A 15044-nucleotide genomic window follows, 5' to 3' on the forward strand; every position below is an offset into this window, starting at 1 on the left:
ATGACCGAGATTTTGCCGATTAAGCGCCCGGATTCGTTGAGTAAAACTGCTGAAGAGCATATCCGAAAAGGCATAATCAATGGCACGTTTCAATTGGGTGAATCGTTGCCGGAAGTGAAGTTGTCAAATGCCATGGGCATCAGCAAAACTCCGATTCGCGAAGCTCTATCAGCTTTGAATCTTCAGGGCCTCGTTCAGATCTTTCCTCATCGAGGAGCCTTTGTATTCTCTCTTTCTCATGAGGACGTGGTGCAGCTTTGCCAGTATCGGTTAATCCTAGAATCTGCAGCTTTGGAGCAGGCGCTTGAAAAGAACCCTTCGGTTCTGATCAATGAGCTGTCTACAATTGTTTCGAAGATGTCGGAAGCGCAGGAAACGGATGAATTCGAACAGTACTTGGAACTTGACGCCGAGTTTCACGACGCGTTTTTCAAGTCCTGCGGAAACAGTTACCTGCGGGATGGATATCAAAAAGTCAGTGATATCGTCCAAACTATGCGGACACACCTGTCCAAACGTTCCAATCGGACGAAGAAATCTTTCAAGGAACATCAAGCGATCACATCGCTATTGGACGAGGGTAAAGTAAAAGCAGCAACGAACACCCTCAAACGTCAAATCACTCGCGGTGAGCGTTCTTACTCCGATTTGGTTGGTCTAAGGCAAGCATAGGTGCCCACCACTTGGTCACGATGTTCACCAAAAGCGCATCTGGCAGCAAATCTAATGCCGCGTGCGTGGGCAACATAAGTTCAAAGTGGCGGAGTTGGGCTATTCTTAGACAAGGGCCGTGGCCACGATTAGAGGGCGGTTTTTGTGTTGGGTCAGAAATGCTTGACGATTGGGTCAGAAATGAATGACGTGATTGGCCGATTTATTGAGGTTTTGTCTGTCGATTGAGTCAAATATCAGTGACGTTCCACAGTACTGAAAACATTGAATAAATTCCCGTCAACGTTTTCCTGCCCCTGATCTGCCACTAAAATCAAATCGCTTGCCGGTTCTTCCGCCCGAAACCCGATTGAGTCGGAATGTCGCACCCCACCCCCCGGCCTCACCCGGACGCAGCGCAGTTTTGTTTATACCCCACGCTTACCAAGCGCGGGGTATCTGGACTTTTTGACTGTTGGGTCAGATTAGACGAGGGCGAAGTTTTGAGAGACGTATTATGACGTGCACATGATAGGACAGCAAAGAGCCCAATGTGACCGCGCGAAACCAGCGCAAAGTCAGGTTCGAGCCCATTCTGTCTTATGCTGCGGAACAGCCGAATGTCTGCTTTTCTCTCAGGCGACCATCACGGCACGCTCCATCGCAATGAACTTAAGCCAGCGTGGAATAAACCTCGGCAACTCGCTGAAAGGTCCAAAAGCAGGCGATAGCCGCACATCCACCGGCTAAGCCCACTCGTATAGACATCCACAAACTGGAGTTCACGCGCCGACACATTATCAAGGCAGGCCAGAGCGCAAGAATAATGGCGACTTGGCCAAGCTCGACGCCAAGATTGAAAGCAAGCAAGCTCTGCCAGATGTTTGGGGATGTAACCTGTAGAATTTTGTGCAATACAAAACTAAACCCAAGCCCATGCAAGAGTCCAATCAGTGTCGTCAGAAGCACCATCGTGACCTCAGAGCGCGCGCTGTCCTTGAAACTCATAAACGCTGCGACGGCCGCAAATATGATTGAAAGCGCGATCCCGGTTTCGACGGCAGGAACAAACCACGCGCCCGATGGTACAAACCCGAAAAACCCCAGCGACAGCGTTACGCTATGCCCAACGGTAAAACCGGTTGCACGCAGCAATAGCGCCCTGAGTGTCTGCGCTCCAACGACCAAACACACAACAAAAAGAACATGATCCAATCCTTCGAGGATATGTCGTATACCTTCCCAGACAAAACTCAGGAATCCTCCATACCCCTCTTGCTGAACCACCAATGGTTCAGTCATCAGGCCCCGAGATCGGAATATCTGCGGTGTGCCCGATGCGTAGTCGAGAATGAGGTTGGCCGTTTGGTCCTGATCGGGCAAGCCGGGGTCCAGCACGTTGGCAATGCTGTACGATTGGACCGGGCCGTCAGTGTCATAATGCAGGACAAGATCGACAATAGTGTCACCAACAAAAAGCGGTGGCGTTAAGGCCGTTTCGGTGTCCACGGCCTGTTGAGCTTCGGCCAAAGTTGCAAATCCGGGCTCATTTCCAACGCGATGCAAGCGAACGGCCTCAACTGTTCCTCTTAAGCGGTGGTTGTCGACCAACAGGTGCAACCCATCTTCGGCGAATTGCCCCAGACCGTTGGGATCGCTCATGACAGCCTGCAAGTCGACAAAATGGACCAACTGACTTTCACTCATTGCGTTGGTCGTGAAAGGCGCAGCAACTGGCAGAGCGTTACCCTCCAGCTCACCGACTTTATCTGCAACCAGATAGGGCATGGGCGTACGCAAATAGACACGCAAACCGTCCCCACTATGCTCGACATGCGAAATTCGAACGTTGAGATTCAGCAAAAAATGCGCCGAGGCAGATAGCGTCAGTGACAAAAACACACCGACAAACAGAGCGCCGAAAGCGAAGATCTTTGTTCTATGACACTTATGCATTTGGATCGCGAGCCTCGATTACAGTTAATCCATCCAGCTTCCATTGCCCGGATTCAGGTACAACTTCGGCCAGCACCCGAAACGTAACGGCGCGTATGTGGGCGTGCCCCCAATGACCGCCTTGGGCTTTCACTGTCCATTTGGCCAGAGTGCTAAATCCACCCGGTTTGAGGGTCGGGTCAACGCGCTCTAAATTCAGGTCTCTAATATCGGTAACTGTCGCAAGACTGCCTCCTGGCGTTCGGATCACGAGACCACGTTCCACCTCTGTTGCGATGTCACTCAGAGACGCTGCCGTTACAATGTGGGCCAGCTCTGCCTTTCTTGCTGCCGGTGAAGTTTCCAGCGTCACCGTGTTCAAGTTTTCGACCATCGAGCGCAGTATATCTTCCGCAACCTGCGGCTCAGGGGGCTCGGGCTTCTTCCAAAGTAAATCCGGCAAATATCCCGAAAATGCGACAGTTGCCGATGTTGCGGCAATCATGGTTACGCAACTGATGCGCTTTGCAACTTTGCCCCTGCACAGCAGGAAGAAACCAAGTGAGACAGCGCTGATAATCCCGGTGATCAAAGCCATTGCCGGGTTCTGCCGTGTCTGCTGCTCAACTGGAATCTGAGTGACAGATCCTCTTTCGTATTGGAGCAAGTGGTTCTGCCAATGAAACTGAGGGTCTGCTGGCGTCACAGCTCCAAAGAATGGCCCGGCGATATCGTTTGAAATGGTCGCAACGCGGGAAATTTCCTCGTCAAACATATCCCATGTGACGGTCACCTGATCGGGAAGGTCTGCCGATGAGAAAGACAGGATAGCGCCGATAAACGCATTGTTCACAGACACTTCCTTTCCAGGCTCGACAACCTGAAAACCCTGCGATGTCAGCTCCAGGAGTTTTGCTGTTGCGTTTGACGGTTGCACTGCTTTGCCATCAATTGTCACCGGGTTACGAGAAGCTAGGAAGGGCGCTGCCTGGTTTACTATCAAGGCGCTACGCTGTGGCGAAAGTGTCTGCCCTACGTCGAAAGTTTCACCAATCCAAGGCGCCAGTTCACGCAAGCGGATCAGCGTCTCATGCCGAACTTCACGAGGTTCGATATAAAGAAATGTTGATGTTCCGTCCTGGGCTTTTCGATTCAGGCTTTCAGCGGAAAATCGGGTTTCCCATGGGTCAGGCCAGTGAATTTTTAACTCTGCCGGCTTTGCCAAGAAACTGAAATCCGTGACCGGAACCTCTCGGTCAATAACCTGCATCCCGATTGTCACCAAGGATTCACCATCCCGCGATGGAGGCATAATAGTCAGCTCCTTGGGAACTGAGTTTTGAAACGGAAAGAACACTTCGACGAACAAAACACGCGGATCTGTTGGCGGGCTGGGAACAATTTGACCCGAGAATGGATCGCGCTGACCTGCGAGCGGCGAGGCCCGGTCTATGCGCTTTCGGTATTCTATCTTTCTGATTTCTGCCGAAAGCTTCCCTTCACTCCCACTGGCGATTGATAGTCCTCTACGATCAGTGTGTTCAGAAGCTTGCGGTGATCCCAAATCATCCCTCATGTGGCGGAGCAACCAAGCCTTGGGTACCAAGTCTGCAAATTTCGACACATCATCAAGATCGATTTCTAGATCGAGAAAAACGCCGTTATCCTTAACGTGAAAGATGGCAATATTGGATGCGACTTCCGATCCGTTTGTCAGAACCACATCCGCCGAAACAATCGGTGTGCTCGAAGCCAAAAGGCCAAGCATCAGGAATAGTCGATAAAGAAAGTTCCAGACCTGAATGTCATTCACCCTTGAACGTCAGCTACTCTCTTGGATTCTGCTCGCGACGGCGATGTGAGTTGGGCTAATGTCACAGTCCAATCGAATCCGGTTCTATGATCATCAAAAATTGTAAGTCAGTCCCAGATATGGGCCGTGTTGTGAGATGTCGTATACAAAGGCTCCATCAGATCGTTCCGTTTCGAAATCGATGCTGTAATACTGATATCCAAACGAAAGCGAAATTGCGCTGGACACCTGCCAATCCGCGGCAAGTACCAATGTGTATTGGAGGTTATCCCCTTCGACTCCGAAACCGCCAATTTCCGCTCGTCCAAAGACCGACCATTTGTCGGCAACCTCATACGCGCCTCGTATCCCAACGATTGGCTCAAACCATGTTTCAGTGCCTCCTAACGAGTTTTGCACACCGACGCTGGGTCCGATGTCGATATTGGCAACTGCGCTGACCTTTTGTGTTATGCTGTTCCATCGAATGCCAGCGCTGGCGTCCCAGGAAAAGCGTCTGTTTTTGGGTCCATAGGTGCCACGGGAGAACCGATAGGCTCCCAGCACACTGACCCAATGTTGATCGATATCAATGCCAACGTCCAAAGACCCACCGCCAGGAGATTGAAGTGTACCGCCCGGACCAAGTTTGACAGTATAGAAGTCCGCGATCACTCCCCAATCACCCCGCCAGGCTTCACCGCGCCCAGCCAAAGTGAAATCCAATACCTCGAACACTTCACTTATTCCCAAGTCCAGCTCGACTTCGGTATCAGCAATTTCCGAAGTTCCCGACGTTTCAAGCGGAACAAAGGCATAAGCCGTTAAAGAGTACTGCCATTCATCGCCGTCGTCTTCGCTCAACGTTATGGATTGGGCAGACAACTTACCGGCAATGACAGTGAAAGCGAAGGCGATCAATACAAGCACGTACTTTGTGGATACCATTGGAACCTCCCCTTCCCTAGATGACTGCATGGCGCATCGCAGTGAGGGGATACGCCATGCGTGAGGTGGTATTTGAATTCGTCCTTAGTGACATGCTCAATTCGGTTTCTGAGCACACAAGTCTCCGCCGCTTCGGCAACCAGATAACTTTGTCCGGGCGACAACCTAATGCTTGTGGGTCTCGCACAGCCAGTTTTACAGTCAAACGATTGCAGATTGCCGGGTTGTTATTGATCCGGCATTGGCGGTGGCGTGTAACCCTCCCATTTTCCCGCTTTGACTTTGTCCGACGGTTCTTTTTCTTTTGAACGCGGGGCATTGATGTACTCGTCGCTTACAGCTGGTGGCAACGCATAGTCATCAACACTCGCTTCTCGAACAACGATCTGATCCTTAGTTACGTTGATCACCTGTAGATCTCGCGCCAGCGTGAGCGGTCCATCGTATGTCGAACGGACACCTTCCAGGATTGCCTGATAGTTTTCGGGCGAAAGAACAGAGTGATACCCTAGGGCCATGCGTGGCTTGACAGCGGACATAACTTTGCCGAAAGCCGCAGGTTCCGTATGAACGCGCGTAGCTACATAAGTCGCTTGTTTCATGTCCCAGCCAAAATAAGGGGCTAGCGCATCCGGTGGTAGAAACGCCTCGTGAGAAGCGAGGTCCGCGCCTTTGGCATATTCGACATACCATTTGTTCGGATACGTATCGCCACCAAAGACGTATTTCAGCCCATTCCATTCCAGAGAGTAGCTCACGGAACCATCAAGGCTGTGGATCGCTGGCCAGGACCGGATCGTGACATCGTTTTCCTGATAGACGATCTCGTTTTCCTGCATGTAGTCGAATTCGGTGACATCAAGCTTTGCTCCATCGTCCGGCAGTGCGCCCGTTCGCGTGGCCAAATCCCAGGCATAGGCTTTGGACATACCCTCGACATAGGCTTTGGTGCCCAGTTCATCCTCTGATCCGGACGGGCCGAAGATGCGGAGCGGGGTATATCTGCCCGAAAGCCAACCCCCAACGTGGAGGCCCATGAAGTCTCCAACGTGATCAACATGCAAATGGCTGAAGAAGACCTTGTCGACCTTTGCAAAGTCCGGTCGCAGCGAAAACAGGTTTCCCGTTGCGCCAGTTCCTACATCAAACAGAAAGACGTCCCCATTCCCAAGTTCCACATAAAACGAAATAGAAACTGCGGCCTTGGTTTGGTTTGGCATCCCTGTACCCAATGCCGTGATACGCATTTCATCCGCGCCGAGGATTTCAGTGTTAGGGAAGTAAGACGCGGGATAAACACCGTTTTCGATTGCACTGGCACTCCGACCTGTCGGCAAGGCGTTTTGCGCCGTGGCTGTGCCAGCCAGTGTCATACCTAAGGCCATCAATGTGCCGGCTGCGGTTTTCATTAAGTTATTCATTGATCCCCCCTTCAAAGCGAAGCCTCTTAAGAGAACACGAATTCGTGAACCCCTCATTCACCATAGACATCTCTACGGTAGAACCATAGACTGCTCTATGTCAAATGAAGAATGCTGCAATCTGAATGTCAGAATCTAACACTCGAAACTCACCAAAAAACGCCGCGACCAAGGAAGACTGGATATTGCTGGCCTACAAAGTACTCAACGAGGGCGGCGTAGCCGCGATAAAGGTCGTGCCAATGGCAAAGCGACTGAACCTGACTAGCGGCAGCTTTTACTGGCATTTCAAGAACGTCAGTGAGCTTTTGGATGAGGTTCTCAGATATTGGGAACAGGAACTGACTGACAACGTGATCACAAAGGCAAAGACATTTGGCGGCCCCCCGGAAGAACGCATTCTTCTTCTTATGAAAAAGGTCATTGAAGAGGACGCCGCCTTGCCGGATCACGCCGTGTCAGTCTGGGCAAAAACTGATGAAAAAGTGCAAGAAGCGTATCAAAGAACCATCGGAAAACGCTTCCAGTTTGCCGCCTGGATGTTTGAACAGGCCGGTTTCTCGAAAGAGGAAGCGAAAGCGCGTGGAAGACTAATGGTCACTTCGCTCATGGGAGACTCTTCGACCGGTCTGAAAGCGCAAGGCGACTGGGAAAAGGTTATAGAACGGGAACACGCAATTCTTATTGGAAAATAGAAGAAGAAGTCAGGCTATTGCCCGGAATTGGATGTTTGCTGGAAACGGACCAACGATTTTCCTAAATGCGCCGCAGAAAGGTCGCGCGCAAGAAAACCTAGAAGCCGACGTTCGGCCTGAAGTCGTCAAGGTTTGCTTTGTCCCGCCTCACTGCCAGTCCAAGCCTGACCAGGTGAACGGCCCTGATCTCGGAAAACAGCCGTTCATGCCTGGCGCGGCGAACTTGCGACATGAGCCCAACATGCCAGTTTTCTGCTCGGCGGTGAACTTAGGCTTCACAACGTCCCAACTCACCTTTGAACCAACTCATCTGAACAGTTGTTGAACGATTTCGCGGGCGTAGGCGTGAACCCAAACCTCTGCTTGGTAAGAGGACGAGTAATAGACCACTACTGTGTCAGTCTCAGGGGACACATAGAGGCACTGACCAGTTCTCCCTGATTTGTACATGTCTCCATCTGGGAAAACAGCATCCCACTGGTAGGAAGCGCCAAAGCCGTCTTCGCCAAAGTCGTTGAGGAGGCGCTTGCTCATGTAGTCTTCGCCATAGATGGCGGGATCGGCGGCGGCTTGGACCTTTGCAAAATAGTCCTCTGAAACCACTTGTTTTTCTGCGACAACGTCCCAGCTCGGGGTGAAAAGCATTCCGAAGCGGGCCAGATCACGAAGTCTGGCGGCGAACGCCCCCGGAGAAGAAGGTTCTCCACTGACAGTAAGGCCGAGGACCCCGTCACCCTCCATGCCTGCTTGGCTCCAGATGTGTTCGGTTACGAGGTCTTCGAAAGGCTTCCCTGTAACTTTCTGCAAGATCAACGTTGTAACGTAAGTGTTGAGAGACGCGTACTCAAAACGACTACCGGGTTCTACATCAACCTCGACGCGCTTCAGCGCTTCCAGGAGTGACAGACCCTCTGGGATATTGGGGTCACCAAAACCAATGGCGTAAAACAGACTCACTGGGTGGTCCGGTGAGCTACCCAACCGACTTTCGCTGATATCAAGACCGGATCGCTGGTGGAGAACATCAGCCACCTTGATATCTGCCCAAGGTGTGTCTCCGAGTTCAGGTACATAGTGGGATACCGTTTCATCAAGGTTGATCAGACCTTGCTCGTTGGCGATGTGTGCAAGAGTTCCGACCAATATCTTGGTTGCAGAGGCCCAGAGGTGATTGTCCCAGTCGCGTATGCCTACATACTCTTCGAATACGATCTGTCCCTTGTGGATAACGGCGATTGCTTTGAGTCGAGACCTTTCGTCTTGGATCATCTCGTTCAATGTCATCGTGCCGAGAATGGTTGTCGCCCTGACATCACCAACTTCAGGCATAGGCTGGTAGCTGAGTTCTGAAACTGGCCCATAGCGATGCACAATTGCTGTTGGCAGGTTCTCGCTAAGGCGAGACGCTGCATAGCTGCCGGCATCACCGGACGTGGTCAGAGTTTCCCCGTCATAGGCTTGTCGATAGGACTGGCTCTGCTCAGCAGAAAAGCCGTCTCGGCCTTCTGTGACAGACTTCAAGTCCGCCGGAATTGTGAAGTCGGAACGCTGTGGCTCGGCTTCTTGCCCGGCTGTAGGGCTGACAAAGATAGTTAGCCCGATGAGCAAGGCGAGAAGGGACGTTGCAGGAGAGCGACGATGATCATTTTGGTTTCTCATAAATGAAGTATCTCCCTCGTAAACCGTTCGTCAAGAAAGCTTTTACCGACCAGATCGCAAAGTAAACCAGAGCGGCCATTTTCAGATCACCATTCAACGGCAGCAGTGTCCGCTCAGCGGACCTTGGGTTTGTAGAAGAAAGGAACGACTCATGACCTCAGCCAAACCAAATGTCGGCGCGCAAATCGAGCAAATGAGTTTTTTAAGGCTGGGGTCTGATGACAAGGTTACGATCGGTCAACAAAAAGACCGCTGGACCATGTTGTTTGTTTATCGAGGCAAGCATTGTCCTCGCTGCAAGCGCTTCTTGAACAAGTTGAATGTGGCGCTGTCAGCATGGGCTGACGTTATGGACGTTATCGTTGTCTCTGCCGACAACAAAGAAAAAGCTGCGGCAGACAAAGCAGAATTCGGCTGGGATTTTGATCTTTGCTATGGAATGACTGAAGCGCAAATGCGCGCGCTTGGTCTTTACGTGTCATCGCCTCTATCTGATGCAGAAACGACGGGTCTGTTCGCCGAACCTGGCGCGTTTGCCATCCGTCCGAATGGGACGCTGATGCTGGCCGATATCTCTAACGGCCCTGCGGCACGTCCCGATTTGGAAGAGCTTTTGGACGGCATGAAATTCAATATTGATAATGATCGTCCGGAACGAGGAACGGCCTGAGACGACCAGATCGCATGGCCTCGGTTACTCAAAGTAGCCTGGGTGCGTCTTGTGAATGAAGTCGATTGTTTCGTCGAGGCGGGACAGGTGTTTTCTGACAGCGGCTTGCGCTTGGTCATGGTCTCCTGCCGCCATGGTCTCTGCAATCTCTCGGTGATCGGCGAGGATGGCGTCTGCGGCACTGCCCTTTTCAAGACTGAGCATACAAAGCCGGTCAACCTTTTGCTTGGATTCTAGCATTACATCAAATGCCATCGGATTGCCGCTGAGCACGTAGATCAGTTTGTGAAAATCATAGTCCAGCGAGTGAAACGCCGATAGATCACCGTCACTGATCGCCTGCTCTTGTAAGGCGAGATTTTCTTCAAGTCTTGCTTCACTTGCTGCGTCCCAAACTTCCATTGCTCGATGGACGATCTCTAGCTCCACCGCCATTCGAACCAATCGCGCGAGAGCCACACGCTCCATAGAAAACCCTCGAACTACGGTCGCCTTTTGTGGTCGTATTAAGAGCAGATCTTCGTTGCCGAGCCTTGTGAATGCGTTGCGAACAGGTTGGCGTGATACGCCGAATCGGCTGGCTACCTCTGTTTCGGATAGCTTTGTACCGGGAAGAATTTCAAGCGAAACGATCTCGTCGTGTAGCGCTTCATAGACCGCATCGGTTGTGGTTCGTCTGACAATTTCTTCCACGGTATGTTGCTTGCGCCCTCTGTCTTAGTCACGTTTCAAATTACAGATCCACTGTTATGGCATTGAAACAAATAGAATATTCTATTTTGTTTTGCTTGAGTGAACCAATGTAGGCCTGTCACCTATCAAATGCCCTGCGCTTTCGACTGTCAAGCAATCTGACATACTAAAAGCCTACAGTTGACATAACTGGGATACTAGTGTCCCTTTAAGGGCAGCAGCGATTCTGGTTCTTGGGGGAAATCGAAAGCTACGTGGCTTACGGTCTCTGAAATTCCATGAAAGCCAAATCCTGTCCAAAAATAACCGGGGAGGAGAACCCATGACTTTCACGAAATCGTTCTTTGCAACTGCGACCGCTGTGGCATTCATTGCAACGTCAGCTTCAGCCGAAAACTGGCGAGCCTGGAATATCCACAACGACGGCCATCCCAACACGGCTGCAATGGACAAGTTTGCCGAACTGGTTGACGCCGCTACAGACGGCGAAGTTACCGTCGATGTGTTCCACGGTGGTGTTCTTGGTTCCCAACCGGATGCCCTAGAACAGGTTCGTATCGGCGCAATCGAGGTCGGTAACTTCAACCTCGGTCCTATTGGCCCAATGGTGAAAGAAGCTAACCTTGTATCGCTTCCTTTCATCTTCAAAGATGTGCCGCACATGTTCCGCGTGCTGGACGGCGACGCCGGTGAGGTTGTTTCAGCTGCGATGGGTGAAGCAGGCGTTCTGCCACTGGCATGGTTTGATGCCGGTGCGCGTTCTTTCTACAGCCAAAAGCCGATCAACACGCCCGCAGATGTCGAAGGTCTGAAAATCCGTGTGATGAACAACGATCTTTATACATCTATGATTTCAGCTATGGGCGGTAACCCGTCTCCAATGGCATTCTCCGAAGTTCAGCAAGCGCTGAAAACCGGCGTTGTTGATGGTGCGGAGAACAACTTCCCGTCGTTCAAGAATGTCGGTCACTATGAAGTGACCACAAATTATTCTTTGTCCGAGCACCTGATTATCCCCGAGTGCATCTGCGTGAACACGGCCAAATTCAATGCGCTGTCTCCTGAATTGCAAGCCGCTGTGCGCGGTGCCGCAGAAGAAGCCGCATTGGTCCAGCGTGAGCTTTGGGCAATTGGCTCTGAACAAGCGCGTAAAGATGTTGAAGCGGCCGGCATCACCGTCAATGAAATCGCCGACAAAGGCCCATTCCAGTCCGCAATGGATTCGGTTTATGCAGACTACTTGGCTGCAAATCCTGATATGAAAGCGTTGGTGGAAATGGCGCAAGCCACTGAATAAGTTGTCTTAACAGTTCAACTTTGAGCGCCCGGCTCCGCCAATTGGATGCCGGGCGTTTTGTCTCAGAGGAAATCCAATGCAAGAGCCCGATACCGCCCCTGCCGCCATGCGCAACATGGACAGGATTCTTGATCTGCTCGCACGAGTTTGCATGTTGCTGTCTGGCATCGCCATTGTCGTTATGACTGCGATCTTTGCTTGGCTGGTGTTCGGTCGCTACGTTCTGAACAACACGCCCACTTGGGTTGAGCAGGTTTCACTGCTTTTGGTTATGGTCATCGCGTTTCTCGGAGCGGCTGCGGGTGTGCACAATCACACGCACCTCTCTGTTGTCGTGTTCCGCAATTTAGTCCCACCCTCTGTGCGAACGGTTTTCGTCGTGCTCACTGATGTCCTGATGGCAGGTTTCGGTGGCATGATGTTTTGGTACGGGATCGAGCTGACAATATTCAAATGGAACACCCTGATCCCGCTCATCCAATGGTCAGAGGGCTTGCGCTCCTTGCCACTGACAATCAGCGGCGCGTTGGTGTTCCTTTTTTCCACTGGCCATCTGATCCGCCTGTTTCTGGGCCGAGACGAACGCCAAGACAACATAGATCAGGGATAGTCATGGGACTCATGATTCTGTTGGGGGTTTTTGCCCTATGTGTCATCATCGGCGCTCCAGTGGCATACGCCCTTGGTATCGCTGCATTGGCTTCCTTTTGGTTTGAAGGATTGCCGATGTTTGTTGGGTTCCAGCGTATCGTGTCCGGGATCAACGTCTTTTCCCTAATGGCGATCCCGTTTTTTATCTTTGCGGGCGAGCTGATGTTTCACGGTGGAATCGCGATCCGGTTGGTTCGGTTTGCGCAGGCCGCCGTAGGCGCTGTGCGCGGTGGGCTTGGTATCGTCAATGTCTTCTCGTCCATGTTGTTTGGTGGCATTTCCGGATCGGCAATTGCAGATATCTCGGCGCTTGGGTCAATCCTGATCCCGGTGATGAAAGACAAAGGTTATGATGCCGACTATGCGGTGAACGTCACAGTGACATCATCAATTGCCGGCATCATCATCCCACCCAGCCACAACATGATCATCTTTGCCCTTGCAACAGGCGGTGCAGTTTCAATCTCAAAACTGTTCCTGGCCGGTGTTGTGCCCGGTGTCCTTATGTGTTGCTGCCTTGCGATTGCCGCCTATGTCGTGGCGGTCAAGCGCGGCTATCAGGCCGAACAGTTTCCGGGTTGGACCGCACTGGCCATCGCCTTTGTTGGATCGATCCCTGGCTTGTTGACGGCCGTGATCATTGTTGGAGGGGTCTTGTCAGGCGTCTTTACGGTCACGGAATCCGGCGCGTTCGGGGCAATGTATGCCTTTGTGGTGACGCTTATTGTCTATCGCAGCCTGTCCTGGGAAAACTTCAAAACCGCCGTTATCTCTTCGGTGCGCACAACGTCTATGGTGATGATCCTGATCGCCTGCGCCGGTGCCTTTGCCTATATGCTGACGTTCAACCGGGTGCCGACAAAAACAGTCGAATTCCTGTTGGGTATCACAGAAAACCCGATCCTAATCTTGTTGATGATCAACGCTGTGCTGTTGCTCTTGGGGATGATCATGGACATGGCCGCGTTGATCCTGATCTGCACACCGATTTTCCTGCCGGTGATGAACATGCTGGGCATCGACCCGCTACAGTTCGGCATGATCCTTTTGGTGAACCTCGGTCTTGGTCTTTGCACACCACCTGTCGGGACCTGTCTCTTTGTGGGGTGTGCTGTTGGAAAACTACCGATGGAGAAAGCGGTCAAAACGATTTGGCCTTTCTACCTCGCCATCTTCGCCGCGCTCATGCTGATCACTTTTGTACCGGCAATATCGCTGACACTGCCGAACTTGATCATTGGTCCCTAAATCAAAGGAGAATGAGGCGATGCTGACAATAAGACGCCTGGACATCGATGACGCGGGCAAGTTGATCGCAGGAGCGCGAGTCAAGGCGCAGGAAATCGGTGTACCGATGTGTATTGCCGTTACAGACGAAAGCGGCAACCTCATCGCGTTTGAGCGGATGGATGGTGGCAAGATTACCAGCATCATTTTGGCCATCGACAAGAGTTTCACTGCAACCGGTATCCAAAAAGGAACCGATGCTCTTGGTGAAGCAAATCAGCCTGGCATGGCCGCACACGGAATTTCCTCAACGCTCGGCGGACGAATGGTGACCGTTGCAGGTGGCCTTCCCGTGACCGTCGACGGACAGGTGGTTGGCGGGATCGGTGTCAGCTCGGGCTCGCCAGCTCAGGATCTCGAAGTTGCGCAGGCAGGGGTCACGGCGCTCTGCGAAGCCCAATTGGAAAGAGTTTAAGGAGTCAGATATGACAAAACCCGTCATCGGTTTCATCGGCCTCGGTCTTATGGGCGGTAACATGGCAGAGTGCCTGCAAAACAACAGTTTTGATCTGGTTGTTATGGGTCGGAACAAGGAAGCCGTCGCAGCCACGGTCAACCGCGGTGCTGTAGAGGTTAAAACGCCACGAGAGCTTGCTGAAAACAGCGATATCGTGATGCTTTGTGTAACAACATCGGATGTCGTCGAAAGCCTGATCTACGGAGATGACGGCATCCTGGCAGGCATCAAAGATAGTGCTGTGGTCATTGACTTTGGCACTTCGATCCCAGCGTCCACACGCAAAATCGGCGCAGACTTGGCCGCAAAAGGTGCTGGTATGATTGATGCGCCGCTGGGACGCACACCCGCGCACGCCAAGGATGGTTTGCTGAACATCATGGCAGCGGGCGATATAGCCACCTTTGAGAAGGTGAAACCTGTCCTGGATGTACTGGGGGAAAATGTCTTTCACCTCGGCGAACTGGGTGCGGGCCATGTGACCAAGCTCATCAACAACTTTATGGGTATGACGACAGCTTGCACCATGAGCCAAGCCTTTGCTGTGGCTGAACGCTCAGGGGTAAACAAGCAGCAGCTTTTTGACATCATGTCAGCTGGACCGTCCAATTCCCCCTTTATGCAGTTTTGTAAGAACTACGCGGTGGATGGTGTCAGCGATTTGGGGTTTTCGATTAACAACGCCAACAAGGATCTTGGTTACTTCCTGAAGCTGGCCGAGGACGTGGGCACTCGTGCCGAGATCGCTGAAGGAACCGCGAACAACCTTCAGGCAGCCGCGGACGCAGGTATGGGCGACGGCAACGTGCCGGAAATCTTCGACTATTTTGCCAAGCTTTAGCGTCAGATCCATCAGCCACGCATAGCAGCACCAATTGAACGGGAAAG

14 protein-coding genes are annotated in these 15044 nt (G+C 52.0%); 8 read left to right on the forward strand and 6 right to left on the reverse strand.

Annotation, left to right across the window (positions count from 1 at the left end):
* Nucleotides 1–672 carry a GntR family transcriptional regulator gene (locus G7G_RS0100510; RefSeq protein ID WP_010437267.1) on the forward strand — a complete coding sequence of 224 codons (672 nt, stop codon included), beginning with the start codon at nt 1–3 and terminating at the stop codon, nt 670–672.
* Nucleotides 673–1323: 651 nt separating this feature from the next.
* Here the strand turns inward: G7G_RS0100510 and G7G_RS23610 are convergent.
* From G7G_RS23610 to gntH, 4 genes are all read right to left on the reverse strand, one after another.
* The gene (locus G7G_RS23610; RefSeq protein WP_158005264.1) at nt 1324–2439 is read right to left on the reverse strand and encodes a HupE/UreJ family protein; all 1116 of its coding nucleotides are present in this window, start codon (nt 2437–2439) and stop codon (nt 1324–1326) included.
* Nucleotides 2440–2599: 160 nt separating this feature from the next.
* On the reverse strand, nt 2600–4399 hold the full coding sequence (locus tag G7G_RS0100520; RefSeq protein ID WP_010437271.1) for a hypothetical protein: 1800 nt from the start codon (nt 4397–4399) through the stop codon (nt 2600–2602).
* Between the two features lie 93 nt (nt 4400–4492).
* The gene (locus G7G_RS0100525) at nt 4493–5326 is read right to left on the reverse strand and encodes a hypothetical protein (protein ID WP_010437273.1); all 834 of its coding nucleotides are present in this window, start codon (nt 5324–5326) and stop codon (nt 4493–4495) included.
* Nucleotides 5327–5553: 227 nt separating this feature from the next.
* Nucleotides 5554–6747 (reverse strand): guanitoxin biosynthesis MBL fold metallo-hydrolase GntH, encoded by a 1194-nt coding sequence (gene gntH / locus G7G_RS0100530; protein ID WP_010437275.1) that lies wholly within the window; start codon nt 6745–6747, stop codon nt 5554–5556.
* Nucleotides 6748–6872: 125 nt separating this feature from the next.
* Here gntH and G7G_RS0100535 point away from each other — a divergent pair, with 125 nt between their 5' ends.
* Entirely contained in the window at nt 6873–7442 is a 570-nt protein-coding gene (locus G7G_RS0100535) for a TetR/AcrR family transcriptional regulator (protein WP_010437277.1), read from the forward strand.
* Between the two features lie 306 nt (nt 7443–7748).
* On the opposite strand, the gene G7G_RS0100545 is transcribed toward G7G_RS0100535, so the two are convergent.
* Nucleotides 7749–9101: a serine hydrolase domain-containing protein gene (locus tag G7G_RS0100545; protein WP_010437279.1), complete on the reverse strand. Its 1353-nt coding sequence runs from the start codon at nt 9099–9101 to the stop codon at nt 7749–7751.
* 151 nt (nt 9102–9252) lie between these two features.
* On the opposite strand from G7G_RS0100545, the gene G7G_RS0100550 reads away from it, so the two are divergent.
* Nucleotides 9253–9771, forward strand: a complete 519-nt coding sequence (locus tag G7G_RS0100550) for a redoxin domain-containing protein (protein WP_010437281.1) — start codon at nt 9253–9255, stop codon at nt 9769–9771.
* 24 nt (nt 9772–9795) lie between these two features.
* On the opposite strand, the gene G7G_RS0100555 is transcribed toward G7G_RS0100550, so the two are convergent.
* The gene (locus G7G_RS0100555) at nt 9796–10464 is read right to left on the reverse strand and encodes a GntR family transcriptional regulator (protein WP_010437282.1); all 669 of its coding nucleotides are present in this window, start codon (nt 10462–10464) and stop codon (nt 9796–9798) included.
* 322 nt (nt 10465–10786) lie between these two features.
* Between G7G_RS0100555 and G7G_RS0100560 the strand changes: the two genes are divergently transcribed.
* The 5 genes from G7G_RS0100560 (at nt 10787) to G7G_RS0100580 (ending at nt 14997) form a co-directional block, all read left to right on the forward strand.
* Nucleotides 10787–11761, forward strand: a complete 975-nt coding sequence (locus tag G7G_RS0100560) for a TRAP transporter substrate-binding protein (protein ID WP_010437283.1) — start codon at nt 10787–10789, stop codon at nt 11759–11761.
* A 76-nt stretch (nt 11762–11837) separates the two neighbouring features.
* A complete protein-coding gene (locus G7G_RS22605; RefSeq protein ID WP_010437284.1) occupies nt 11838–12371 on the forward strand; it encodes a TRAP transporter small permease in 534 nt (177 codons plus the stop codon).
* Between the two features lie 2 nt (nt 12372–12373).
* The gene (locus tag G7G_RS0100570) at nt 12374–13660 is read left to right on the forward strand and encodes a TRAP transporter large permease (RefSeq protein WP_010437285.1); all 1287 of its coding nucleotides are present in this window, start codon (nt 12374–12376) and stop codon (nt 13658–13660) included.
* 19 nt (nt 13661–13679) lie between these two features.
* Nucleotides 13680–14114, forward strand: coding sequence for a GlcG/HbpS family heme-binding protein (locus G7G_RS0100575; protein WP_010437288.1), 435 nt, complete (start codon nt 13680–13682; stop codon nt 14112–14114).
* Between the two features lie 10 nt (nt 14115–14124).
* Nucleotides 14125–14997 (forward strand): NAD(P)-dependent oxidoreductase, encoded by an 873-nt coding sequence (locus G7G_RS0100580; protein WP_010437289.1) that lies wholly within the window; start codon nt 14125–14127, stop codon nt 14995–14997.
* Nucleotides 14998–15044: the final 47 nt, after the last annotated feature.

This window comes from Ruegeria conchae, assembly GCF_000192475.1.
Taxonomy (GTDB): Bacteria; Pseudomonadota; Alphaproteobacteria; order Rhodobacterales; family Rhodobacteraceae; genus Ruegeria; species Ruegeria conchae.

What these genes read in the sequence shown, in the direction of transcription:
- G7G_RS23610 (WP_158005264.1), bottom strand. Translation starts at nt 2,439, where the DNA reads ATGCCCTATCTGGTTGCAGATAAAGTCGGTGAGCTGGAGGGTAACGCT.
- G7G_RS0100535 (WP_010437277.1), top strand. Translation starts at nt 6,873, where the DNA reads ATGTCAGAATCTAACACTCGAAACTCACCAAAAAACGCCGCGACCAAG.
- G7G_RS22605 (WP_010437284.1), top strand. Translation starts at nt 11,838, where the DNA reads ATGCAAGAGCCCGATACCGCCCCTGCCGCCATGCGCAACATGGACAGG.
- G7G_RS0100510 (WP_010437267.1), top strand. Translation starts at nt 1, where the DNA reads ATGACCGAGATTTTGCCGATTAAGCGCCCGGATTCGTTGAGTAAAACT.
- G7G_RS0100580 (WP_010437289.1), top strand. Translation starts at nt 14,125, where the DNA reads ATGACAAAACCCGTCATCGGTTTCATCGGCCTCGGTCTTATGGGCGGT.
- G7G_RS0100560 (WP_010437283.1), top strand. Translation starts at nt 10,787, where the DNA reads ATGACTTTCACGAAATCGTTCTTTGCAACTGCGACCGCTGTGGCATTC.
- G7G_RS0100570 (WP_010437285.1), top strand. Translation starts at nt 12,374, where the DNA reads ATGGGACTCATGATTCTGTTGGGGGTTTTTGCCCTATGTGTCATCATC.
- gntH (WP_010437275.1), bottom strand. Translation starts at nt 6,747, where the DNA reads ATGAATAACTTAATGAAAACCGCAGCCGGCACATTGATGGCCTTAGGT.
- G7G_RS0100525 (WP_010437273.1), bottom strand. Translation starts at nt 5,326, where the DNA reads ATGGTATCCACAAAGTACGTGCTTGTATTGATCGCCTTCGCTTTCACT.
- G7G_RS0100575 (WP_010437288.1), top strand. Translation starts at nt 13,680, where the DNA reads ATGCTGACAATAAGACGCCTGGACATCGATGACGCGGGCAAGTTGATC.
- G7G_RS0100550 (WP_010437281.1), top strand. Translation starts at nt 9,253, where the DNA reads ATGACCTCAGCCAAACCAAATGTCGGCGCGCAAATCGAGCAAATGAGT.
- G7G_RS0100545 (WP_010437279.1), bottom strand. Translation starts at nt 9,101, where the DNA reads ATGAGAAACCAAAATGATCATCGTCGCTCTCCTGCAACGTCCCTTCTC.